Source organism: Myroides sp. N17-2 (assembly GCF_002286775.1).
Lineage (GTDB): Bacteria > Bacteroidota > Bacteroidia > Flavobacteriales > Flavobacteriaceae > Flavobacterium.
The window spans coordinates 43385-70084 of the sequence record NZ_NSGJ01000027.1 but is presented as its reverse complement, the minus strand read 5'-3'; the positions used below and the strand labels follow the sequence as shown (position 1 = coordinate 70084).

Genomic DNA, 26700 nt, shown 5'->3' with positions numbered 1-26700 from the left:
AATACGAATACTCCTTATATAAGGTGTTTTTGATTAATTGTACCTTACTTTTTTGTTTTAGGTTGTCCTTATACCTTTATATATACCCTTATTGAATTGTTTACAGCTACTTTTATCTGCTAATCTGTTCTATTTTAGCACTCTATCTGATTTTTGAATAAAAAGAGGTATAGTTTTTTCGTTCTCATTTTGAGCAATATTCACCTTAACTTATTGTAATTCAATAATTAATGTATTCTTACTCCATTATGATGATTATCTTAAAAAGCCTTCTGAAGTCAATAGACATCTACCTTAATACCCTCTCCTTCAACACTTCTTCAACATTACCACAAGATTGCTCTGCTAGAAGAACCTTTTTTTGAAGCATTCTTGACGAAGACTTGACGCAGTATTGAAGAGGCTGCTGTTTGCTAAAGTGCATAAAAAAACCCGAAGCGGAATGCCTCGGGTTGGATTTGATTATATATTGGAGTGAAAAACTATCTAATTATGCCCTCCTTCATTACTTCAGAAAATAATTCAACACTTTTAATCCTATCCTCAGTATAATATATAGGAGTAGTAATCATTATTTCATCTACTTCTAATCCCTTATAAAATTCTTGTAATTCGTTTGCTACTTTGGTTTTATCACCTATAAAAGAATAATATGTTTTTTGACGAACAATATATTCTTCATAATCTGTCCAATTACCTTCCATTGAATCACATGGTCTCTGAAGAGGTTTTCTATCATTTCTTATAATCCCTAAGAACATTTTATGAAAAGAAGTAGCTAAACGATCAGCCTCTGCATTGGTATTAGCAACAATTGCATTAATACAAGGCATAAAATAAGGTTTTGCATATTGAGCAGAAGGGACGAAGTTCTTTCTATAAATAGCCGCTGCCTGAACTAAATGATCAGGAGCAAAGTGGCTAGCAAAAGCATAAGGCATACCTAACTCAGCTGCCAAATAAGCACTATCTGTACTAGATCCTAAAATCCACATCGGTATATCACATCCTTCACCAGGAAAAGCACGAACTTTAGCTCCTTCATTTACCTTAAAATAAGTTTTTAATTCCTCAATTTGTTGTGGAAAGTAATTAGCTGCATTAAAATCATTACGTCTTAATGCTAAAGCAGTGGCTTGATCAGTACCCGGAGCTCTACCCAATCCCAAATCTATTCTATTAGAATAAAGAGCATTAAGTGTTCCAAACTGCTCAGCTATCACTAAAGAAGAATGGTTAGGTAGCATTATACCACCTGAACCCACTCTAATAGTTTTGGTTCCACCAGCAAGATAACCAATCAATACTGAAGTAGCTGATGAGGCAATATGAGGCATATTATGATGTTCGGCTACCCATAGTCGATTAAAGCCATAGTGTTCTATATACTGAGCTACTTTTAAAACGTCGTGTAATGTATCTGTAGTTGACTTGTTTTCACCAATAATGGCTAAATCAAGAAAAGAATATGGTATATTTTGGTTCATTTTATTTATTGTTAATTGATTACTCACAAGATAAGGTTAAAATAAATAACCTTTCTCACGCTATAATACAAAATTAACAGACATACACATTACTTATCTGAATATCAATATAAAACATTAATTAAACGTATACACTCTTACAAAATAATCGTAAATTTAAACTCATTAACCATAATCATTAATATCATGATACATATCGAAAACTTATTAGAGAACATCGAATACGGTGATAAAAAGCCTGCTGTAAAAATCCTAGTTGATAATGACTTTTCTAAAGAAATAAGAATAGTTTTTAAAGAGGGACAAGAAATGAAAGAACACAAAACATCATTCCCTATCGTGGTAGAAATAGTAAGAGGAGCTATTACTTTCGGTGTAGAAGGTCAACCACATCACTTATCTGAAGGTAGTATAATAGCTTTAGATCCAAGTATACCACATGACTTAATAGCGACTAAAGATAGTATTGTACGTTTAACATTACATAAATCTGATCAAATAAAACGTGTATTAGAAGTGATTAAAGACTAATCACAATAGGTAACTAAATAGAAATATTTCAATACATATAATAATCAATGTACATATTGGAGTATTTCATAGAGCTGTAGTACATTTGCACAAAACATCAAGTAACACAATGAGACAACTAATCTTAAGCTTAGTATTACTATCTAGTACATTCTGCTTATCGCAAAAATTAGAAATCATCCCACTAGGCATATATGGTGGTGGAGATGAAAGCAATCTATCCTCTTATCTAATAGGTGTAGAAAAAACAAATACCTATTTAGCATTAGACGCAGGTACTATATACAGTGGAATTAATAAAGCTATAGAGCAAAAAACATTCAGTGTCGATAATAAAATAGTATTACGTGATTATATAAAAGGGTACTTCATCTCACATGGGCATTTAGATCACCTGTCTGGATTAATCATTAATTCTCCTGAAGATTCTAACAAACCTATATATGCACTCCCTTTTGTAATCGATATTTTCAAGAATAATTACTTTACCAATGCATCGTGGGCTAACTTTGGAAGTGAGGGAGAAAAACCGATATTAGGAAAATACGCCTACACTAGAGTAAAACCTTCACAGTCATTCAGTATAGAAAACACCACTTTGTCTGCAGAAGTCTTTGAACTAAGTCATGTTAATCCCCAACTTAGTTCTGCTATATTAGTAAAGAACAATGATGAGTACATCTTATACTTCGGCGACACAGGGGCTGATAGAGTTGAAAAAACTACAAAGCTTAATTATATTTGGGAATACATTTCTCCTCTAATAATCAACAAGAATCTTAAAACAATATTAATCGAGGTTTCTTTCCCAAATAGTCAAGCAGAAGACAAGTTATTTGGGCATCTAACGTCAAAGTTACTAAATGAAGAATTAGGTAACCTTGCAAAATATACAGGGGAAGAAAGTCTTAAAGGTCTAAATATAGTTATAACACATCTAAAACCGAGTGGTACAGCTATAACAACTATTAAGAAAGAACTATCAGATAACAATAAGTATGAAGTCAATTTTATTTTCCCAGAACAAGGAAAGAAAATTACACTAAAATAACACCAACAAAAAAGCCGTCTAAGTGACGGCTTTTTTAATATAGATAGTTATGCTTTACTGATTACTTCCTGTTTAAAAAACATTCTGTCAACAATAAAGACAACAAAGAACATCACAAGAGATGGAATTAACCAAGGAACATCATAATCATTCAAAGGTAATTTATTTACAAATTCCTTAGAAGTCTCAGAGTAAGCTATAAAATCGTATTTAGCTGCAATAAAAGAACTAAATTGAATCAGTGCAATAATAGTTGTCGTTATAATAGCACCAACAAATGGAGCTTTTCTCTTCACACTTTTTCCAAACGCAACCATATAAATAATTAACGTCAGCGTAATAGGATAGATGATCCCCAAGAAAGGAGCTGCGTAATCAATAATGCTATCTACTCCTTTCACAGCCAAAAAGGCAGATGAGATACAAGTAACTATAACAACAAACTGATAACTAAGTTTACCATTAGTCAACTGACTAAAGAATGTACCTGTAGCACATACTAAAGCAATAGCTGTAGTCAAACATGCTAACGCAATACACAATGAAAGTGCTAATGTCCCTTGACTACCTAATAATCCACTAGAGATGTGTAATAGCAACTCTGTTCTTTTCAAATTATCAGTAATAGGGTAGCCAGAAGTAGCACCTAAGTAAACTAAACCTCCATAAATGAATAACAAGCAAGAGATCGCTACACCTCCAGCCATATAAGTAACTTTAGTCTTCTCTTTTAAGCTAACGTATCCAGCAGCTTTAACAGCTGAAATAATAATCCCTGCATAAATAACTGATGCTAGCACATCCATAGTCTGATATCCTTCTGAGAAACCAAGTCTAAAAGGATCTGCATAACTAACATTAGCTAAATTAGACGTATCAATAGGATTCACAATTCCTATAACAACCATTCCCACTAGTAATACTAATAACAATGGAGTTAGATATTTACCAATAATATTAACAACCTTAGATGGCGAAATAGAAAGTACTAATGTTATACCAAAAAATATTATAGATGACCAAATCGCACTAAAATTTGGAAAAATAGCTAAAACACCTATTTCATAAGTAGTAGCGGCAGTACGCGGAATAGCAACTAAAGGTCCAATACTTAAAATAATAGCAGTCGCTAATATCCATCCCAGTTTACTATTGATTCTATTACCTAAGTCGGTAAATTCATCACCTGAAATCAAGACAGCTACAATACCTAAAAAAGGAGCTAATATAGCTGTTATAGAAAAACCAGAAACAGCAGATACCCACGAACCTTCAGTAAATAACCCAATGATAGGTGGTAAAATTATATTTCCTGCGCCAAAGAACATGGCAAACAATGCAAATCCAATTGTAACTGCATCAAATATGGCTTTTTTATTCATTCAATAATTTTTAGATAGTTATAAATATCTTCTTTAATCTAATAGTGATAAATGAATATTCCTTAAAAAAGGAATATGTTTTATTCCTATATTCGCTTTAGAGGAGCACAATATATAAAATAATAATCGGGTTAGATACATACATACCAATATTTTACACAAAACAATCTAGTGTGACTATGATATTAACAAGAAATAGTATATGTTAAAAGAATATAGAATCAAACAACTATTTACTTTATAAAAACAAAAAAAATGATGCTTTTTACTACAAAAAATTTAAAAATAGAAAGAATAGTTTCAGAAAAAGATTTTGACATTTTACTTCAAATACATAATTGTAAGGAAACTATGCAATGGATACCAACGAACATAAAACACTGGAATTCAAAACAATTAGTTAAAAAATATCAAAAAAACAATGAAATGTATGAATTAAATCTAGGAATGTATAAAATAAGTCTTGAAACAGAAAAAAACACAGAAATAATTGGTGAATTACTACTTCAGAATTATAACCATAATACCCAAGCTATAGAAATCGGTTATCTCATTCATAAAAAGTACTGGAAACAAGGTTTCGGAACAGAACTATTAATAGGTCTAGAAGAATTCTTAAAAGACAAAGAGGTTGAACTAATTGCACAGCTGTATGAAGAAAACACAGCGTCGCGTAGATTGTTAGAAAAATTAGACTTTAATCTACTTACCAAAGACAGTATAGAGAATAAAAAATATAAACTAACATATTCCAAAAAACTATAAATCAGAATTCAAAGATTGATGAAGTTTCTCTAAAACGGGGATAACTAACCTAGCTCTTTCCGTTAAAGAGTACTCTATATGTAGGGGTCTCTCACTAACAATAACTTTACTTAAGTAATTATCTTCTTCTAATTCCTTCAACGCCACAGATACAGATTGCTTATTAGCTCCTTCTAATAAACGCATATAATCACTAAATCTCTTAGGCATATCTTCTGTTAAATGAAGAATATGCACCTTCCACTTACCTCCTAAACTTTTAAGTAATTCTTCGGCTGGACATTTAGTGCTTTTTGTGCTAACAGTACTCATTCTATTTATTTGTTTAGTAGGGCGCAAAGCTATAACAATTCTAGTTATTAAAAAATGAGCTTCTAAGTACGCTCCATTAGCCAACCTAAATTTTTTAAAAACAGATTTGTTAGACCATTATTAATACTCCTCAACCTTAACTGTGTTATCTACACTACATAAACAGATAATTATAAAAACAGCTTAAATAGAAAATTCATTAGTAAAAACTCCTACAAACAAAACTATAATTCTAACAAACAAATTTTGTGTTTTATTCAAGATTACAAAATAATCTCTAAAAAAACAAAGTTACTATTTGTTTAAAAAATAAATAAAACACATTTTTAAAACACTTAAAATGAAATAATATTTTCATTTTAAGTAAAAAAGACAATAAAAAATACTTTTTACACAACTTTAATAAATTTCATATTTATACTTTTACAATAAGATAATTACAACAAAAAATTAACAAAATAAGAATATGAATAGCCAATTAAAAAACACAACGTAACTATGAACCTGTACACCGTTTTAAGCTCCCCTATAAACGTGTACATAAATCACCTACATTATGACAAACACAACATCAAAACTTTCAGTTCAGCCAAAGGTTGTTGAATTGAAAAATCCCCCGAGAGAAGATTTTCTAATTCTTTCACAAGATGAGGATCCAAAAATAACATCTCCTTATAACAAGAGAAATTATTACAAACTTTCTTACTTAAAAACAAAGAGTAAGTTCTTTAATGGTACGAAAGTAGTAGAGTTAGATGGACCAACATTGTTCTTTTCTAATCCTGTATCTCATTATACATTTGAACCAGTATCAGATTCTCCAGAAGGTTTTTACTGTTTATTTAATAATAACTTTTTAGGGTACAAGAGCAATTTATTAAAAAGCATTCTCTCTCACTTACATGAGAATCCAATTTATCTACTAACACCACAACAAGATGATTTCATCTCTTATGTATTTAAAAGAATGAATGAAGAATGTAGTCAAAAGTATGCACAGAAGCATGAACTACTGCGCAACTATATTGAGATTATTATACATCAAAGCAACAAATTAGATGCCTCAATTACAGTAGATCAAAATATAAATGCTCCACAAAGATTGTGCTCTAGGTTTTTAGAATTATTAGAAAAACAGTTTCCAATTTCAAAAACGAATACAGTAATAAAACTAAAATCACCTAAAGACTTTGCAGAAGAACTAAATGTACACGTAAATCACTTAAACCACACAATAAAAAAGACATTAGGAAAGTGTACAACAGATTGTATACAAGAAAGAATCTTAATCGAATCTCAAAAATTACTAAAATCAACATCTTTAAGTGTCGCAGAAATAGGATACTGTTTAGGTTTTGAGTACCCAACATATTTTTCAAGTTTTTTTAAAAAATTTACTTTAATAACACCTGTACAATACAGGAGAAATCAATAAAAGCTATTAAAATTGTTTGATTTCTTTAATTCAGATACTGTATTTATGTACTAAATTTACATTAGAACATACAACAGCTTTACTATCGAATAAGAAATCAATTTAGAATGATTGCAAGGCGCATTTGCCCATCTTCAGGCAAAAAAAATGAAGAATAGTAGCCCTAAATCTTTTTTATTGTTAAGTGCCATTATCAGTATTGATAATGGCACTTTTTTTATTCTTACCTAATAGAAATTAGTTCTACTTCAAAAATTAATGTGCTATAGGGTCCAATCTCCTTACTTTTATTCTCATCTCTATATGCATACTCTGGAGGTGTAACCATTCTAAACTTCGTCCCCATAGGTAACAGAGGTACAACTTCTTGGTATGCAAGAATCAACTTACTCAAATTAAAGACAGCAGGTAAACCACGCTCTATAGAGCTATCAAATACTTCACCCCTTATATTAGTACCATGATAATGACACTCTACTTTATCTGATAAGCTCGCGTTAACACCTGTTCCAACGCTTAGTATCTCATAAGCGATTCCTGAAACTAGCGTAATAACATCTTCTTTGGCAGAAAAGTTCTTTAAATACTCTTTACCCTCCTCTTTATTCTTTAGTTCTAATAACTCTCTCTTTTTTCTAAGTAAATCTGCTACACTCATATATTCTATTTTTCTAAACAACAAAAATAAGCATTATAGCTCATGTTCCTGATATGTATGTAACTGCCATATTTCTAAATTCTCAATAGCACGTGTACAACCAACATACCATTCATAAGGTGTTAGCTTATTCGGTTTATCCACTATAAGAATTACATTTTTTCGCTCTAATCCCTTGAATTTAACAGCTGTAGTATACTGAAGTTTCTCAGGTTTTAAAGTCAAATTCTCTACTGTCAACTCTTCCATTCCAAGTTCTAATATCAAATCTGCTACGTTATTACGTCTTTGCCAAACTTTACTTTGTACAAGCACAATAACATCCTCAGCGTTTAGAGAAGATGCGGGATCATGTATACTGCGAATCACTTCTTGCATTGCCTCTTTTATCTCCTGTTGATCGTGGAATGACCTTAACTCAATCTCATCATACTGCGCTTTATGTGTTGTCACATCCTCCCAATCTTCTGGATGTATCTGAATATGTTCTGCAATTTGGCGTATCTGAGATTTCTGAGCACTACGTCTTACCTTGTGTAATTTGAAATGTGTAAAATACTCCTTTAAGAAATATGCATAATCTGAAACATCACGTCCAAACAAAGAGAAACTCTGGTCTAAATCATATAATAACATAATATTACCCTGTTTCATACCATTGTGATCTCCACATAATTTATGCATCATCAAATGTAGATTACGATCAAACAAATCTTGAGCCTCATCTATAATCATATAATCATAATTTAGAAGTTGATTATTCTCTTCTAAATAGTCAATCGTATCTCTAATGTAATCAGCGAACTTCTGTGGATCTAAATATAACAAGTCCTTCTCACACACATCAGGTAGATATTTTACAACAAACTGAGTTAATGTCATACAGTCAATCCTAACTTTACTAGCTTTAAACCTCTGCGCATTATAAGCACATAAAAGAGAGTTCCAACATAGATACATCCCATTACGTCCTACTTGCATCTCGCCATAAGCCATTGCCATAGTCGTCTTACCTGTACCTGGCGCCCCTTCTATCATTAGCCTAGGATTCTCAGATAAAGAATAAAGGATATCTAAATTACGTTCTTTCAGCCATTCCAAAGAATCTCTTGATTCAAATACGTTTGTATCTTGAATCATAGGGCTAAAAGTATTCACTATATTATCTAATTCACCTTGCGTTAAATGATTAAACTTAATAGGGTGTGTCTTCTCTAATTTCACACGAGAATACTCATAGATGTGTAATAAGAAACGTTCAATATTCTTATACTTATTGCGTCTTGTATAATCACTAAAGATCAGGTTCTTATCGTAGATAGTATTTTCTATGGCTATTTTAGTTGTCGGAAATCCAACGGCTTCACAGAATAATACGTGTTTAAAGTTTGGGAATACCTTATTCATAAGGGTGTACTTATACCCCTTCACTTGCTCGAATGGATTTTGGTTTAACCATTTTTTGCGCTTTCCATCTTTAAAACAGAAACGTCCTTGGTCAACAAAGATATTACCACCTTTTACCTCTAAAACGATGACACCAAACTTAGAGACAATTATAAAGTCTAGTTCAGCATCAGCCTTAGCACGTTTAATCATAGAGTTATCGTGAAAAGGAAGCTTTAAGCTATACCATACATACCAATTATGTGGACTATTAGATAGAGATTCTACAATATCTCCGTATATTAGAAATTCTCCATAAGGTACTTTATTACCATTAATAACAAGTTGTTCGAGCTCATCTAGAGGATATTCTGGATAAATCTTTAAAGGCATAACACTGCATTTTTTTGATGAACATCTAAGTTACGTCTTTTACCTCAACAAGTACCTATCCTTTTTAACGAAAAAAAGAGACTGTTTACTAGAAACAATCTCCTTATAATCTATTCTTTTGGAAAATCTGGTCTTCTCATCTTAAACTTACTTCCTGATAATGATTCAAGAAAAGCAACAATAGCCTTTGTCTCCTCTTTTGTTAATTCTAATGGTTTCATCAGAGGATCTGTTACAGGATACATAGGATCTTTTGCTTTCTGTTCAGGCTTAGGATCTATCATATGCATACCACTATTATACATATTCACAATTCCTTCTAAGTTATCAAACAGTCCATTATGCATCCAAGGTCTAGTATTCAATAAATCACGTAATCCTGGGGTCTTAAACTTACCTACATCATTAGGATCTTTTGTCACTTCATATCTTCCTAAGTCTTCAAACTGTCGTTTATAATAAGTCAATCCTATATTGTGAAATGATTCATCTGTTAAGTATTTACCGCTGTGACAGTTCATACATCCCGCTTTTGTTCTAAACAAGTGCATTCCATAAATCTCCTGATCATTTAACGCTTTATATTTTCCATCTATAAAAGCATCAAATCTACTTGGTTGACTTTTGATAGTACGTTGAAAAGAAGCTATTGCCCCCACTACTCTTTCATAAGTAATCTTATTATCTCCAAAGGCTTTCTCAAAATAAGGTTTATACCCTTCCACTTTACTTAGTTTAGCAGGTAGTTCTACTACATCCATTGCCATTTCATTATGAGCTGATAATGGACCTGTAGCTTGTTCTTCTAAAGTATTTGCTCGACCATCCCAAAAATAAGAAGTTCGCTCGGCTGTATTATATAAAGAAGGCGTATTACGAGCCCCCTTTAAATGATCGTGACCTAAACCAACCATACGTCTATCTGTCCACCCCATTTCTGGATCGTGACAAGAACTACACGATATCTGATTAGACTTAGATAACTTAGGATCAAAGAACAACATTCTTCCTAAAATAACTTCCGGTTTAGACTGATCTGTAAAATAAGCAGAGTCCTTCTGAATACTTGCCATTTCACTCCACACTACACCTTCTTCTATCGTCGGTTTAGGCCATTGCGAAATTGGTTGTTTATAACTATCGATTATTTTTTGATACTCAGGATTGTCGCTTCCTAAGAATCCAGTAAACTTAGGACTAAAACTAAAAAGCCCAAAAGCAACTGCTCCAGATAATAAAATAATTACCTTCTTCATTGTTTATTATTGTTAGTGATAACTATCTAGAAAGTAACCCCTAAAGACATTCCTATATAGTTATTCGTTTTGTTTACATTGTATTTAGTCTGCTCAAACTGTATTTGAGCAAACATAGCTGGTATATTCATGAACTTCACATCATATCTAGCAGTCACACCATAACTCTGATAATTAGAAGTATTAATAGCCAAATCATTCCTAGTCCACTCAGTCATCGCAGGGCTTTTATAAGAATCTACCATATTCACGGTGTCTTCTTTAAGGTTGCGTACTTTAAAATAAGGAGTTACTGTTACGATATTAGTTTGATTAAGTTGTCGCATATAATCAAGTTCTAAACCATAGTGAAGATATGTAAAGCGTTGTTTAGCAAAAGTATCTCTTCTCTTCTCATCAGTCTGTTCTACAGTAAATGAAGGAGATATTACTAAACGACTAACCTCTGTACTATATTGATAGAATAAACTAGTATAAATATCACTTCGAATGAATTTATACAATTCTTTCTCTGCTATCTTCTCCTCTAGTTTTCCCACTTTAGAATAAAAAGACTCAGTCCCTCTCGATTCACTTAATACATAATTTATCTTAGCTCCTAAACGATGTTCATCAAAATCAACATACTTTATAGCTCCTAAAGTATAGTTCTTAGTCTTTAATTCAGACATATCTTTCGACGGGTTAGTACTATATCCTTTTTTGATATCAAACTGTCCAAAGGAAGCCTGTATTAAAAAGTCTTTACCTTTATTTTTTGCAAAAGTACCACCTATATCATATCCTAATCCATCATAGATCATCGACATATTATTAGCTGAACTAAAGTAATAATTATAAGAGCCTAATCCTGTTAAATGATATGCAATGGGCTTACCTAATAGGCTAACGAATTTAATAGAAGTATTCTGCGTATACTTATTCAACTTAGTATATACTCCTAATTCATAATCTCTATATACATTATAATTAACTCCTAATCTCACATTCAAATCTGAAGTAGTATTCTTTGGCCTAGGGTCAACTTCTCTATATCCGCTTTTAGCTACATAGCTCACCTCTCCACCAACAGTCCATTTATCAAACTGCTTAGCCATACCTCCTGAGAACTGATAAACTTCTTGCTTCATAGTCCCTCCTATCGAATCTCCCAATACATATGGTCCTAATATATGTCGATCTAGATTCTCATTCCACTTCATATTCTTCTGTTTCTGTGTAGTATAAGAAGCACTTCCCCATAACACAGCATCATTTTTCAATCTTCTATAAGACGAGGTATTTACTTTAAAAGCATCTAAGCCATCTCCGTCTTGTATAAGATAAGCATCCTTACGACTTGACTGTTGATTTATACTTAACTCAGAAAAAGAAGAAGAATTATATCCTGTCATAAAAGCACGATTGGCATAGAACTCCTGTCCGAAAACGATGTTCATATCGCGCTGAGCTAATCTATTAACATAAAGACTAGGTGCTGTCATATCCTGAGCATTAATCTCAGCACAAAACAATACACTAATTATCGCTATTATATTTATATATCTATTTTTCAATGTACTGATCTTTTAGTTATGATGTATTCCATCTTTTAAAGACATCACTGACTGAGGAACAAAATCAACTGAAGAGTTATTAGTGTCCTTATATACATTACGCCCTTGCTCATTTGGACCTAGAACCTTTCTTCGAATTGTTTTACCATATCTAGCTTTGTCAGATTCTGAAGTTGCACAATAAGAATATCCACTATCCAAAGAAGGAGAAGTTACTAATCGTTCAAATTTGTCAGGGATACTTCCGTTCACACCATCAATAATCCAACTATTAGGAATCTTATATCTATCGAATTTTTGTTCTTTACCTGCTGCCGTTAAATAACTATAATCAAACTTATAATTAGCTAACCAAGTCTCTTCATTTTCTCCTTCAGGAAAACGAGCTACTATATATCCTGTTTGTCCACGATCGTGCATAGCGAACATACTAAAATTCAACTTACTATATATCATTTTAACGTTAGGTACATTAGGATTATCTGGTTGCACGTTTTTTGGGTTCTCTGTAATAGGGAATTCAAAGTTCGCATTAGATAAATCAGCGCCAGGTACATTAGGTAAGTTATGATTCTGTGCATTATCAGCTATCACGATAAAGTCACCTGGCTCTACAGGGTATTCTTTACCACTACCTGGCAACATCATAACAGACTGCAATACGAATGCCTCATTTAAAACGTCTGGAGTTTCCTTATTGTCTTTGGTTGTCAAGAAATCAGATTGAGCTATAAGTAGACCATCTGCATAAAGCACTTTATCCGTATTATTCACTAATTTAAAGTACTTTCCTGTTTGATATGCTTTTAGCTCAAGTGTTTGCAATCCTGCAAAGAAAATCTCTTCGAATACAAAGTCTTCATTTAATTGTTTAACAAAAAGTGTAATGTTTAGATTAACAACTTGATCTGTCACATCTAACATTTCGCTTTTACTACTTAAACTTACTTCTTCTCCTTCCGCTAAAAGTCCTATCCCTTCAGCAGACATTCTATAAGAACCGATAGGAAGAGCAACAGAAAAGTAAGGAGTTCCTTGAGCCTTCTCTATTATTTTTAGCCCAGTATTTACTTCAACGAACTCTACTTCTAATTCTTTTATTTCCTTTATCCCCTCTACTTTAAATGCCATTGACACAGTAGAGTTTTGGTTTATGTTAATAGCATTATCATCTGTAAGACAAGAACTAACAGATAAGCTCATTGTCACCATCAATGCGTATAAAAATATATGTCTTAATTTCATTGTCTTAAATATTAAAGTTTATCTCCATTCCGAAATATGGTCCATTAGCATCCTTTCTGTTAACTTTCACACCATTAAATGTATATGACGAATAATGTGAGAATAAACGATTAACGAACATTGACGCTTTCACTGATTTATAAATTCTCTTAGATATTTTAAAGTTTGCATTAAAGGTGAATGGTCTTCTATCTTCCATACCATCTGTTTTAGAAACAGGTCTTACTAAATGCTGTAATATCGGATCATTGGCACTTTCGTCTGTGAAGGGATGAACCACATTATCTAATCCCATATAAGCGTATGGTGCTGCTACCCTATTCAGATTTAAATCTCTTCTAAAAATATCCCCTTGCAAAGAAGCAGAGATGTTCATATCTAAACTTGGTAGATAAGTATCTACTACTAAATTATAAACTAAAGAAGATCTTCTATTACCACTATCATCAGCATAAATACCTGCATACAAAAACTGTTGTCCATTAACAGTAGTTCCAGGTCGCCAGATAATATCTGCGCTATTAGAATACGTTGTTTTAAACCAAGCTCCGTTTAGCGTAATACGCGTATTGATAACCTCAAAACGCGGTGAAGAATATCCAAACTCTATTCCTTCCTTAAGTGTGCTACTTCCATTCTCTGTATGTGAGTACTGCATCATATCTTGTCTATTTGACCAACGAGAGTTTTCTAAATCTGGTTTTCCTAACTCATCATTCCATACGATATCTTTAGACTCATAACGCTTATATTCAAATCCCATAAACTGAGTCATATCTCTAAAACCAGTAGTCATTTTCTCGTCAAAATAAGTGATGTAAAACTTGTGTTTACTATACTCTAAGTCTAGACGAATCTCTTTCTTTGTGTTTTTAGCCCCTATAAGACTGTGATTCTCTAAAGACATTCTATGGGTATAGAACTGTGCATAAGCATTATCAGTTTTAGGATCTAAATAACTCACCTGAACCATATCAAAATAACGGTCCTGTGGATATAATACAGCTAAAGTAGGTTGTTTATACAGCTCTCCATACCCTACTGTAATATCAGTTTTTAAGTACTCATTCCCTATTTTTAGGTTAGGGAGTCCCCATTGAAAGTTAATACGAGGTTCTGTAAATACTCTATCACTAATACTAAATGCCTTACCTACTCCTAGTAACTTAGACATACGCAAACCAGCATATAACTGCAGATGGTGATTACCTAACTCATACTCCATACGATCACCTACATAAGCGGCTAATATCTGAGAAGCTGGTACTTCATTAAAAGGGCGAGGGCGTCTCATCGTTCCTGTAGTAGGGGGTAATAATGGATCGAATAACTCTCCTCTACCATTATTCTTAGCATATCTAAAGTCAATCCCTATTTCACCATTATGTTTAATTCCTCCTGTAGAAAAACCTAGGTCTGACTGTAACTTTGTATTAATATTTAAAGGTCGCCCTTCAGTCTTAGAAGTAGCTACATAAGAACTAGGTAAAAAGACACCTTCATTCTCTCCTGTTTCATTACCAACAGGAATAGCTACACGTCCATTCTGCTGTATAAAGATCGTTTCTTTAATATCTTCTATTCCTTGTGACACATAAGTATTCAATGTTATATTTTTAAACAAGCCATCTTTACTAAAGTCAAGTTTTAGATTATTTCCTAAAGCGAAGTTCTGCCTACTATTCTTATAACTATCTGTTCTATCATACCCTGTATCAGGATCAAACTTATCATTATCTATCGTACCACTATAATCAAAATTGGCTTTCCATTGCAAATCATATCCTCCTACTACAAAAGTCTTTTCAGAACGCAACGAAGAAGATATCCTCTTATAATTTTGCAGTATATCTGTAGGGTCATTTTTAGCATCTAAGAAATCAACACTGGCATTAAGCTTCCACCCTGTCTTCGTATCTATCCCTTTTCCGACATAGTACAGTTTACTAAAACCATCCACTTTAAATCTCGCCTGTAGTGGTGTGTATCCTATCTTTCTATTAATCTTAATCAATCCCGAACTCAAGTCTCCATATGCAGCAGTAGGTATACCACGGATAACCTCTACACTCTCTATATCATTAGTAGATAGACTACGCATATCTACACCTATATGTGATGTTTTAAAACCTTTGGCAGATACTTGCATATCGGCATTCGTGTTTATGATATTATTATCTACCATAAACTGTACTCCTAATGCCCCTGTTGCATATTTCTCCCCAGGATTATTCTCTCTAATTAGTGCAGGATTAGCTGTAGTTAGTTTAGGATCTTTAGCCTGTCCTCCAGGCAATAATTCCATTAAATCAGCAAAACTTGATGGTTGCAAGTGCTCCATCGCTTGACGGCTTATCACAGAAGTTGACGTAAGCCCCTTGCTCTCCGTTGCTGTAATTATCATCTCCTCTAAAATATTCGTATTAGCAGATAAGTAGATTGGCAATGTCTGATTTTGCAATAGATTTACTACTGTCTTAGAATTCCCGTAACCAATGTGAAATACCTCAACAGTATAGCTATCAGCTTTTAAATCAAAAACTACAATACCTTTTTCATCACTGATTTTTAACTGAGAAGTCTTAGAACTAGTAATTTGTATACTAGCATCTTGAATGCTTTTATTTTGAGAATCTAACAATAATACTTTTAACTGCAACGTAGAAGATTGTGCAAATGTAAGAGTACTACATAGTAATAGTAAAGCAACAAGAAGAACTTGAGATAAGCGTGTCATTTAGAACTGTATTAACAATTGACAAAAGTAGTCAACATCTCTGAAATAACACAAGTTATTTAGATTTGATTCAAATTAATACTATATATACATTTAAGAACGAATATAAATAAACTAATAAATAGCTTTTAAACAAATACATTGTATTTTAATCACAAAAAACACAATTCAACATCACTATTATCATCAATAAGGAACACACTACAACACAAAGCATATACCATAAACTTCTATGAAACAAAAACATCTTCTTCTGAATAGTATCAAAAGAAGATGTTTTGTATTTATTTAAAGTAAATAAGCGTTATTTTGTTGGAAACACAGGACGTTCCATTTTATAATAGCTCCCTGACATAGATTCTAAAAAAGCTACAATTGCTTTTATCTCTTTCTCATTTAGTTTTAATGGTTTCATTAATGGATCAGTAACAGGAAACAAGGAATCTAGCGCTTTCTCTTCTGTGCTAGGATCTATCATATGCATACCACTGTTATACAGATTGACTATACCTTCTAGATCATCCATCAGCCCATTATGCATCCAGGGTTTCGTTACTAATAAATCTCTAAGAGAAGGAGTTCTAAACTTTCCTACATCTTCAGCCTTCTTAGTATATTGATATCTACCCAAATCCTCATACTCTCTCTTATAATACGTCAATCCTATATTGTGAAACGATTCATCAGTTAGATTCTTTCCGTTGTGACAATTCATGCATCCCGCCTTAGTTCTAAACAAGTGCATTCCATATATCTCTTGTTCTGTTAGATACTGATATTCTCCTTGTATAAACTTATCAAAGCGACTTGGTTGACTTCTGATAGTCTTTTGAAAAGTAGCTATAGCACCTACGATACGTTCATACGTAATCTTCTCATCCCCAAAAGCCTCTTTAAACAAGGGTTTATAGTCCTTTATTTTATTCAGCTTGGCAGGTAGTGTTTTGACATTGGTATCCATCTCGTGGTGTGCGGATAACGGACCAGTAGCCTGCTCTTCTAAACTACTAGCTCGTCCATCCCAAAAGAATGACTTTACCTCAGCGATATTATATAACGAAGGAGTATTACGTGCTCCTAACAGATGGTCATTTCCTAATGATACCTGTCTATGATCTGTCCATCCCATCTCAGGATCGTGACAAGAACTACACGATATCTGATTAGACTTTGACAACTTAGGATCAAAGAACAAGGCTCTACCTAATGCCACCTCAGGTAGGTCCTGCGTCTCATAATATAATGTATCTACTGATAATGCTTCAAATTCCTTCCACTGTACACTTTTATCAACCTCAGGACTTGGCCAATATTCGATAGGTCGTTTATACTTATCCGTAATGTCTGTATACTCAGATACAGTCTTCACCTCAAAATTAGTATACCCAACGAAGAGTAATATTGCCCCTGTGATAACACCTATATTTCTTTTCATTTTATTCTATTCTTTTTAAAACGTAATCCCAACACTCATTACTACACTATTATTACTAGCGTACTTCTGAAAGTGTTGGTAGTTATACTCTCCTCCTATAAACACATCTATCACACTCGGAAGACTAAAATCATAACGAACCCTCACTCCTCCTGTCCAATAATCTGCTATCTGTAGGGCATAATTATCTACTAACATCTGATTAATCGCATTGCTATTACCATAAGCGAATACTGCTTTCTCTGTGTTCATCTGTCTCATCGATACACTAGACTGTACAGATAATATGCTCTTGTTCATAAATGAGTGTAACCACTGTAAGTCAGCTCCTAAATGAGTATACTGAATATCTGTCTTCGAATAAGGCTTTTTATAGCGCTCTATCTCTTGTGATATCCCCACATAAGGCTGTACACTATATGTATTATACGCAGTCTCATACTTCCATACCCCACTTAGACGTAGCTTATGCTCTTCATACTTATAGCGTTCGTCCTCTCCTATCTTTAAGTAGTTGTTTGTACTTTCATTAATAAACAAATTCTCCGTACCTAATCTTTTCTTCATCATTCCCTCTACACGTACCCCTAATTGCATATCCTTAATGTGAAACAACTTTCCACTAGAGAAATTATACATCACATCTTTTGCCTTAGAAGCTTGCAAGTCATAAAAATCAGGAAGTAACTTCTCAAAACTAAATACATTAGTCCCTACTGTCACAAACCAATCCTTTGCTTTACTATCATACACTTGTACATTCACTCCATACATCCATCCGTCATAATATGCCTCTGTGCGTTTTCCTTTGAGCAAGTTATTAAAGTTCCCCATTCCATTCATCTCATAGATAACAGGGAACCCTGTAGGGCTATAAAAGCTCATCTTATGCTTCTGTGTGTACTTCTCTATACTTGTATTCACACCGATAGTCACCTTCTCATTAAAGTCTCTACTTACCCCTAGTGTACCCCCTACACGTGTAGATAAATTCTTAGGGCGAGGATCTATATTGCGGTACTCCATCTTCGCGTCATAATATCCAGAGACACCTATATTATAGTTACCTAATCGCTGTACATATCCGCCAGACACATAATAATTCTCATACTTAATATCTCCACCGATACTATCTGCTACCACATAAGGAAATATAAGATCGTAATCCGCACTTTCATTCCATTTTACCTCTTTTCGCTTACCTTGTTGATAAGATGCACTGCCCCACACTGCGCTATTCTCATCTAACCTATGATAAGCATCTGCACTGAAGTATAAGTTCTCCCTATTTTTTCCTTCTTGTGCTAAAGTTGTTTTGTTCTTACTTGATTGTTTAGTGATACTAAACGAAGTAAGGTTGTATTTTCTATAGTCCAGATAGTGAGATGGATTAGCATAGATAGACTCGGTGAACTGATAGTGAACATCCTGTCTATCTTTTATCTTAATAGCTAATGAATCTGACTGCTGTCCATAAGTCCATACACCACTTAACAACAACAATTGACATAATACTAAACGAAAGTGCTTCATACTACACTAATTATTATTTAAATAATGACGGTCTTACTCCTGCTTCGAAGTCAACTGTCGAGTTATTGGTATCTTTTAAGATATTGTTACCTGTGCTATTTTTACCTAGTACACGTCTTCTCACACCCTTACCATAACGTCCTTCATCCCCTTTATGCTGTGTGATAGAAGTATATCCCATATCTACTGAAGGTGAAGTTACCATCCATTGGTATTCTTCTGCTACCCCTAAGTTAACAGCATCTACTATCCACGAGTTAGGTATTTTTATCGCAGAATCAGCATTCGGATAAGACTCACCTCCGAAGATCATATCGTACTCATAATCGTATAGATTATCCACTACTAACTTAGCAGTAGTCATCCCTTCAGGTAATTTTACTAATGCATACGCATAGTTCCCTTGTATGTTAATCACTAACTCATCATAGATATTCACCATCTTAGCAGCGTTAAGACCTACTACATCGTGTACATCTTCTCTATAATTCTGAAAGTCTGCCTTAGTCAAATCAATAGAATTACTGTTAAACTCCTTGTGGTTTATCGCATTCTCAGCGAAGATTACTGACTTACCAGGTTCTACAGCGTGCTCTTTTCCTTTACCAGGGAACTGTAATACCACACCAGCTGAGAAAGCCTCTGCCATAATGTTCGGTTTATAATCCTGTTTGTCATTTGTCATAAACTTAGACTGTATGAACAGCATCCCATCTAGATATAATACCTCATCAGAATTATTAGTTATTTTGAAGTACTGATCACTTGTATACTGATATCCTTCAGGTGTTTTAGTTCCTGCGAAGAATATCTCTTCGATTACAAATCCTGTACTTGCTCCTTTAAATACTAAGTCAATAGTCTTCGTCATCTCTCTACCTGATATGACTACACCCTTAATAAAGTTACTCACTTTACTCTCTTCTAATACACCATTCACTTTATGTGTGATCACTCCTTCTACACTGATATCGTATGTACCAGTAGGTAGTGCTTTTTGTATCTTTCTGTCTCCTTGATACACTAACTCCGTCTTTGTATTAGCGTTTAGCTCTACTAACTTAATAGTCATTTCCTTTATCTCTTCTATTTTAGTATCTTGAGGATCGTTAATCCAGAAGGTCACGAAGGTCTGCTCATCGCCATTTAGATTGTTATTATCATCAGATGAACAAGCGTTAAATCCAAGTACCACTAGCAGTAAACACAGTGATTGTAGTATTCGTTTTATCATTTTTATATAGTATTTATAGATTAAAATTTATTTCCATTCCAAAGTAAGGATCTTGTAGTCCCTTTCTGTTTACCTTAGTCCCATTAACGACATAAGGCGCATAATAAGTAAATAGTTTATTAGCGAACATAGATACTGTGATTTGTTTGTTTCTAAAGCTTTTTGACAGTTTTAAGTTGACATCCATAAGCATCGGTTTTCTAGTTGCTTTACTAGCGTTTCCATTCTGAGGAATGACTAGTTGTTCTAATAACGTACCCTTAGCCTGCTCTGCATCATAAGGAAGCAGTTGACCATCTAAGTCTACATAATGACTAGGCATACCGTTTAGCGGTTCGTTTTTTCTCAAGTAATACCAGTTAAACTGAAACGAAGTAGAGAACTGCAAATCTAACTTAGGGATATATGTATCTAACATTAGGTTGCTATTCAGCTCCTCATATTTGCTCTTTGGTTCCATCGTATCATACAGTCCTAAATAAGGATAAGGTTTACCGTTCACGTTGGCATCAGACTTCCCTCGTTTATATGAAGGCATACTATTATCATACATCGTTCTAAACCACGCTCCATTAACCGTAATACGTGTATTTATCACAGGTATTCTATTTGAACTATATTGAAACTCTATCCCTTCCTTATCCGTTCTACTCCCGTTGCGAGATACATTATATAAGAAGTTCTCGTTATACTCCTGATAAGGCAAGTCCTCTCTATCCGGCACACTTGTTACCTCATCGTGCTTTATACCCGAAGTATCATATCGTTTATAGTTATATAGCCCGAAGTCATTCATTGTCCTAAACCCATTACTCATCTTCTCTTTAAAAACTGTTAAAGTCAGCTGATGAAAGCCCCAATTCAAATCTAACCTTGCTTCTAACTTATTGTTTAAGGCAGGTGTCAACGCTTTATTCTGTGCATCAAAAACAGTTGTTTTATAGTTCACTATGCGATACTCAGGGTTGCTATGGAAGTAATTTAGTTGTTGGATATCTTTATAATAAGGCTCAGGATAAAGCAAGTTTAAGTCAGGGAATAACCTCTGCTGTCCCCATCCTAATGTCAAATCAACTCTTGCTTCTTTATCCGCTACTGTAAACGAAGGCAAACTCCACTGTAGATTCACACGTGGATCGATATACATCTTACCGTTCATCGTGAACTCATTTGACACGTTTTGCATCACAGACCCTCTAAGCCCTAAAGTTAATGTCAGCCCGTGTTGTCCAAACTTCGTAGATGATATATGCTCTGCAAATAAAGCTGTAGTCACATAAGCAGGTATATCTTTATACGCTCTGTTTCTATAACTAGACTTAGGATCTAATGGTTTATAGATATCATAGACTTGTCCGTTACCGTTATTCTTACTGTATTGCCAGTCGATACCCGCTTTTATATCTGTAGATACAGTAGCCACTTTATAGTGAAACGAACTGATTAACTTCGCAAATATATCTAACGGCTTACCGTCTACAGTACTCTCCCCTATGTAGTTTGCAGACGGAAAGAATCCGTCGTATTCACCACCTACAGTAGAGATAGGCAGAGCTGTAGCTCCTTCTAGCTGTACGAACTTCGTCTGGCTAATCTTATCGAAGCGCTGATTAAAGGTCGTCTGTAATTCTATACTTCTAAAGAAAGACTCATTGCGACTCTCATACGTAAATATATTACTCAGGCTGTAGAACTGATTATCTACCTTATACTTATTCACACCTGTCAAATCTATGTCTGGATCTGACTTTGCATCATCTATAGACGCTGTATAACTTAGATTAGACACCCAAGAGAACAATCCTCCATTGTCAAGATTCTTATCTTTACTCAAGCGAAGAGCTCCTGTTATACGCTTATAACTCTCCAGGTCATTACGAGGTTCAGGCTTAGCATTTAGATAATCTAACCCTACATTTACCTTAAAGCTACTGTCCTTAGACTCAAAACCTTTATTTACAGCAAATAACTTACTATATCCATCAGCCTTAAAGCGCGCATTCCATTTAGAATACCCACTCTTCTTAGTGATTTTGACTACACCCGAAGTCAGGTTACCGTACTCTACGGACGGTATTCCTCTGATGATTTCCACTTTTTCTATTTGGTCAGTTGAGATTGTACGCATATCTACACCAGAACTAACATTAATGCTCTTGTTAAGACCAGTTCCTACATTATCGATATAGTTATAAGTATATTGTAAGTTAGCACCAGAGTTCAGTTGCGCTCCATCTACTACGAATAGCGTTCCTAGAGAAGAAGTGTCATATTGACGACTTCCTACTCCTGAGCTACTCAGTCCAGGATGACCTACTTCTCTTAGTTGTATCTTATTTACACCACTTAGGTACGGATCTTTAGAACGACCTCCTGGAACTAACTCCATCAAGTCAGCGAAGCTAGAAGGCTGTAGATGTTGCATCGCTCTTCTATTAATCACAGAACTACTCGTTAGCCCAGTTCCCTCCTTAGCTGAGATGATGACTTCCTCTAACTGATTAGTCTCCGCCTTCATTCTAATAGTGAATGTACTTTGCGTTAGTGTATTTATCTTCTGTGTATAAAGTGTATAACTGATATGTTGTACCTCTAGTAGATAGTTATCAGGAGTAACCCTGAAGGTAGCCACCCCAGCATCATTAGTTAGCTCTAAGACGGCATCCCTATCACTCTTTAGTGTTACCACAGCAGTAGGTATAGCCTGTCCATACTCATTCTCTACTTTGATAGATATAGAAGAAGAAGTCTTCTGTGCATAGCTAAAGCAGTGAATGAATAACGATAAGATAATAATAGTTAGTTGGGTTGGTTGTGTGATAATAGTAAAGTGTTTTAGCATCACAACGAGATTATGTTTAATGGGGCAAATGTATAATCTAAAACCATTCTAAACAATATTATTTAGAAGTATTTTAAATAGTTAACTATAACAAACAGTCAAACAACGCTTTAACTGACAAAAAACTTCATAATCCAATTAATCAATCTAAATAAATAAGACACAACACATTACTTCCTATTCTAAACATTGGCAGAAAAAGCACTTTATATGTCATTAAAGACACAACAATGCGTTATATCTTTGTACTACAACAAACAAGGAAACAAAATGACTACCTCTATACATCACATCGGCTTTCTATTATTACCCCAAACGCAATTATTAGACTTTGCAGGGCCGAGTGATGTATTTAACACAGCAAATCAATTAATTACATTCTCATCTGCAAAGACTGCTATAACGTATCAACTACATTTAATATCTGGTACAACAGCAAAGACTGTAGCCACTAGCTCAGGTATATCTGTACTCTGTGACTATACCATCTATGACAGAGAGATCCCCTTAGACACACTACTAATAGCAGGCTCTAAAGCTGACTTAACCAATGAATACGACACCGCAGTACTACACTGGATTAGGGGAATCTATCCATCACTACAGCGTATAGGTTCTATCTGTATAGGGGCATTCTTATTGGGAAAGACAGGGTTACTAAACAATAAAAAGGCAACTACCCACTGGCAATTTGCACAAACTTTTAAAGATACATACCCATCAGTACGATTAGCTTATGATCATTTTTATATTAAAGATGAGAATATCTATACTTCAGGAGGGATAACTTCAGGCATAGACTTAGCACTTGCCATTATAGAAGAAGATAGTGGACACACGTTAGCTTCTGATGTATCACGCTACTTGGTCGTTAATCTCAAAAGACAACATACACAAGAGTTATACAGCTCTCTCATTCCTGCTGATATAGAACTTACACCTCTAGTCAAGAAGGTAAAACTGTATATCACTGAGCGTCTAGCACAGCAGTCTGTTACTATAATAGAACTTGCAGAGTTAGTCAATATGAGTGAGCGAAACTTCTCACGAGTATTCAAGAAAGAATCGGGTATGACACCAGGTGCTTTTAACGACTGTGTGAGAATAGAGAACGCTAAACGACTATTAGAATCCTCAGATATCCCCGTTATGGAGATAGCTCATCTGGTAGGTTATACCACAGATAATGTATTTCGAAAAGCCTTTACTAAGTTAGTCAAGGTCACTCCTATGCACTATAGAACAGCTTTTCAATCTACTGATATCAACAAGTAGTCTATAAACAACATCATATAACCCGTAAATAACCACTATCGAAGACTATTTCGACAGCCATACTATAGCATAAACCCAAAATAATAAAACAATGAAACAAACAAATCAACCCCTAAATGTAGCCTTTGTCATCTTTGACCAAGTAGAAGTTCTTGACCTTAATGGTCCATTAGATGTATTCGTTAAAGCTAATGTACTTCACCCGAATGCGTATAATCACTACCTAGTATCTGCTACTAAGGAAGTGGTAAAAACAGAGAGTAATACGACTCATATCTTGCCTCAATACAGCTTTGACGATTGTCCTACTCCTGATATAATCGTACTACCAGGAGCTAATCCTGATATCGTGATGAACTATCTACAGGATCAAAACTTCCAAAACACATATACTAATTGGATAGTAGCACAACATCAACAAGGTGCAATGTTATTCACTGTATGTACAGGGAGTTTATTGTTAAGCAACACTGCAGTATTTGACCATTTAGAAGTAACAACACACTTTATGGCAATTGAGGCATTCACTCAAGCTACTCCAAAAGCAAAAGTAATCTCAGGAGTGCGATACATAGACCAAGAAAAAGTATTAACCACGGCTGGTATCACTGCAGGAATAGACGGAGCCCTTTATTTAGTTAGTAAACAATTAGGTGAAGAAATAGGTAATACTATCAAACAGTTATTTGAATACAGAGGATAACAACCATTAACTACACTGGCGACTTACACACTAAGTCGCCTTTTATAGCTAATAACAAAAACTAAAGCTGTCAATACTAATAATACAATCATCAAAACAGTCGAATTAAAATGTCCGTCTACACTGCCAAAATAAGATTGACCGACTATACTTACCCCAAGTGCAATGCTCAGTTGCTGTACAGTAAGGTATAATCCAGATGCAGTAGAAGTGATCTCAGTCGGCAACTGGCTCATCGCATATGTAAACATCGATGGCAGTATAATACCACATCCTACTCCATACTCAAACAGCAATACCCCTACTTGATAAAACTGTACTTGATCTCCACGTAATAACCAATAGTGCATCCCCAACCCAACAACCATCAGCCCTAACCCGAAAAGTAGAAACTTCTCTTGATACTTAGCCAGAAACTTTAAGGATAAAAAAGAAGCCAATACATACCCTATACCCTGAAAGGCAAATAAGAGTCCTGTCTCTGTAGCAGTGTAATTTAGTTTTAATTGGAAGTGATTTGCGTAGATAAAGAAATAGGAATCTTGAACTAAAGAGTAAAATACCAAGGCAATTAAAGCAACGCTGAAAGCTACATATCTAAAGGGTTTAAAGTCAAGTAGTGTACTTACTTTCCTTTTATACCCTCTCCACTGCATCCACACAAATAACATTCCCCCTATAATAGCGACAACTAACAAGACCAATAAACTACTCGACCAACCGTGTTCTGCCCCCGTTATCAGACTATACATTAAGGCTACTAATAAACCCACTAATGCGAACTGAGCCAAAGGCTGTATCTTCAAGTCCTTCTTGCGTTCTATCTCTACCAATGCGTATATCGAAATAATCCCTACCACTAAAGCAATCGGTACATTAATCAAAAATATCAGTCTCCACGCTCCAAAACTGATGTTTAAATCCGGGAGTAATCCTCCTAATATTTGTCCCAATACCGAAGATATCCCTGCTATAGCTCCATAGATAGAGTACGCCTTACGTCTCTCGTGCTCCTCTGTAAACACATAAGACAATAGTACCACTCCCTGCGGTATCATAAACGCACCACTAATTCCCTGAAACAATCTAAAGGCATTCAGATAGGCGATATTAGGTGCTATCCCACACAGCAGAGAGAATATCGCAAAACTAAACATCGATAACACGAATACTCGCTTATGCCCATACTTCATCCCCACCTTACTTGAAGTAATCAAAAATGCCCCATACCCTATCACATAATACACAATGATAAACTGCACTTCTGCCACACTCGCCTCCATAGACTCCCTAATCTTAGGTATGGCAACATTGACAATAAACAAATCGAGTACAGATAAGAACACTGACATCGAGATTAGCAGTAGGGTGAACTTCTTCTTATTTATAGATATATTTTGCATTATGTTGTCTGTTGTTTTTTATATTTACCAGTACAAAATTGCTTTATATATCACTTGCAGTCAAGTAGGTGTAAAATACAG

Annotated in this window: 20 protein-coding genes; 6 read left to right on the top strand and 14 right to left on the bottom strand. The window is 34.4% G+C overall.

Features of this window, described 5'->3' with window-relative positions; genetic code table 11:
• Window positions 1-482: 482 nt before the first annotated feature.
• Window positions 483-1487, bottom strand: coding sequence for an LLM class flavin-dependent oxidoreductase (locus CF599_RS12215; RefSeq protein ID WP_121966298.1), 1005 nt, complete (start codon window positions 1485-1487; stop codon window positions 483-485).
• A gap of 189 nt (window positions 1488-1676) precedes the next feature.
• Here CF599_RS12215 and CF599_RS12210 point away from each other — a divergent pair, with 189 nt between their 5' ends.
• Window positions 1677-2018 (top strand): cupin domain-containing protein, encoded by a 342-nt coding sequence (locus CF599_RS12210; RefSeq protein WP_121966306.1) that lies wholly within the window; start codon window positions 1677-1679, stop codon window positions 2016-2018.
• Window positions 2019-2127: 109 nt separating this feature from the next.
• Complete coding sequence (locus CF599_RS12205) at window positions 2128-3069, top strand: MBL fold metallo-hydrolase (RefSeq protein WP_121966297.1); 942 nt, start codon at window positions 2128-2130, stop codon at window positions 3067-3069.
• A gap of 47 nt (window positions 3070-3116) precedes the next feature.
• On the opposite strand, the gene brnQ is transcribed toward CF599_RS12205, so the two are convergent.
• The gene (gene brnQ, locus CF599_RS12200) at window positions 3117-4451 is read right to left on the bottom strand and encodes a branched-chain amino acid transport system II carrier protein (RefSeq protein WP_121966296.1); all 1335 of its coding nucleotides are present in this window, start codon (window positions 4449-4451) and stop codon (window positions 3117-3119) included.
• A 255-nt stretch (window positions 4452-4706) separates the two neighbouring features.
• Here brnQ and CF599_RS12195 point away from each other — a divergent pair, with 255 nt between their 5' ends.
• Window positions 4707-5216: a GNAT family N-acetyltransferase gene (locus CF599_RS12195; protein ID WP_121966295.1), complete on the top strand. Its 510-nt coding sequence runs from the start codon at window positions 4707-4709 to the stop codon at window positions 5214-5216.
• Here CF599_RS12195 and CF599_RS12190 read toward each other — a convergent pair.
• On the bottom strand, window positions 5211-5528 hold the full coding sequence (locus tag CF599_RS12190; protein ID WP_121966294.1) for a helix-turn-helix domain-containing protein: 318 nt from the start codon (window positions 5526-5528) through the stop codon (window positions 5211-5213). The two genes, CF599_RS12195 and CF599_RS12190, sit on opposite strands and share 6 nt — an antisense overlap.
• A gap of 556 nt (window positions 5529-6084) precedes the next feature.
• Between CF599_RS12190 and CF599_RS12185 the strand changes: the two genes are divergently transcribed.
• Complete coding sequence (locus tag CF599_RS12185; RefSeq protein ID WP_121966293.1) at window positions 6085-6963, top strand: AraC family transcriptional regulator; 879 nt, start codon at window positions 6085-6087, stop codon at window positions 6961-6963.
• Window positions 6964-7186: 223 nt separating this feature from the next.
• On the opposite strand, the gene CF599_RS12180 is transcribed toward CF599_RS12185, so the two are convergent.
• From CF599_RS12180 to CF599_RS12135, 10 genes are all read right to left on the bottom strand, one after another.
• Window positions 7187-7621 carry an FKBP-type peptidyl-prolyl cis-trans isomerase gene (locus CF599_RS12180; RefSeq protein ID WP_121966292.1) on the bottom strand — a complete coding sequence of 145 codons (435 nt, stop codon included), beginning with the start codon at window positions 7619-7621 and terminating at the stop codon, window positions 7187-7189.
• 33 nt (window positions 7622-7654) lie between these two features.
• Window positions 7655-9400 carry a nuclease-related domain-containing DEAD/DEAH box helicase gene (locus CF599_RS12175; protein ID WP_121966291.1) on the bottom strand — a complete coding sequence of 582 codons (1746 nt, stop codon included), beginning with the start codon at window positions 9398-9400 and terminating at the stop codon, window positions 7655-7657.
• A 110-nt stretch (window positions 9401-9510) separates the two neighbouring features.
• A complete protein-coding gene (locus CF599_RS12170; protein ID WP_121966290.1) occupies window positions 9511-10656 on the bottom strand; it encodes a cytochrome-c peroxidase in 1146 nt (381 codons plus the stop codon).
• 26 nt (window positions 10657-10682) lie between these two features.
• The gene (locus CF599_RS12165) at window positions 10683-12212 is read right to left on the bottom strand and encodes a DUF6850 family outer membrane beta-barrel protein (RefSeq protein ID WP_121966289.1); all 1530 of its coding nucleotides are present in this window, start codon (window positions 12210-12212) and stop codon (window positions 10683-10685) included.
• A gap of 12 nt (window positions 12213-12224) precedes the next feature.
• Window positions 12225-13457: a DUF4876 domain-containing protein gene (locus CF599_RS12160; protein ID WP_121966288.1), complete on the bottom strand. Its 1233-nt coding sequence runs from the start codon at window positions 13455-13457 to the stop codon at window positions 12225-12227.
• A 4-nt stretch (window positions 13458-13461) separates the two neighbouring features.
• Complete coding sequence (locus tag CF599_RS12155; RefSeq protein ID WP_121966287.1) at window positions 13462-16194, bottom strand: TonB-dependent siderophore receptor; 2733 nt, start codon at window positions 16192-16194, stop codon at window positions 13462-13464.
• A gap of 304 nt (window positions 16195-16498) precedes the next feature.
• Window positions 16499-17629 (bottom strand): cytochrome-c peroxidase, encoded by a 1131-nt coding sequence (locus CF599_RS12150; protein ID WP_121966286.1) that lies wholly within the window; start codon window positions 17627-17629, stop codon window positions 16499-16501.
• A 15-nt stretch (window positions 17630-17644) separates the two neighbouring features.
• Entirely contained in the window at window positions 17645-19162 is a 1518-nt protein-coding gene (locus tag CF599_RS12145) for a DUF6850 family outer membrane beta-barrel protein (RefSeq protein ID WP_121966285.1), read from the bottom strand.
• Window positions 19163-19175: 13 nt separating this feature from the next.
• Window positions 19176-20396 carry a DUF4876 domain-containing protein gene (locus CF599_RS12140; RefSeq protein ID WP_121966284.1) on the bottom strand — a complete coding sequence of 407 codons (1221 nt, stop codon included), beginning with the start codon at window positions 20394-20396 and terminating at the stop codon, window positions 19176-19178.
• Between the two features lie 13 nt (window positions 20397-20409).
• Window positions 20410-23238, bottom strand: a complete 2829-nt coding sequence (locus CF599_RS12135; protein WP_121966283.1) for a TonB-dependent receptor plug domain-containing protein — start codon at window positions 23236-23238, stop codon at window positions 20410-20412.
• A 270-nt stretch (window positions 23239-23508) separates the two neighbouring features.
• Between CF599_RS12135 and CF599_RS12130 the strand changes: the two genes are divergently transcribed.
• The gene (locus tag CF599_RS12130) at window positions 23509-24513 is read left to right on the top strand and encodes a GlxA family transcriptional regulator (RefSeq protein ID WP_121966282.1); all 1005 of its coding nucleotides are present in this window, start codon (window positions 23509-23511) and stop codon (window positions 24511-24513) included.
• A gap of 91 nt (window positions 24514-24604) precedes the next feature.
• Window positions 24605-25216 (top strand): DJ-1/PfpI family protein, encoded by a 612-nt coding sequence (locus tag CF599_RS12125; protein WP_121966281.1) that lies wholly within the window; start codon window positions 24605-24607, stop codon window positions 25214-25216.
• 23 nt (window positions 25217-25239) lie between these two features.
• Here CF599_RS12125 and CF599_RS12120 read toward each other — a convergent pair whose 3' ends face one another.
• Window positions 25240-26619, bottom strand: coding sequence for an MFS transporter (locus CF599_RS12120; RefSeq protein WP_121966280.1), 1380 nt, complete (start codon window positions 26617-26619; stop codon window positions 25240-25242).
• Between the last annotated feature and the right edge of the window lie 81 nt (window positions 26620-26700).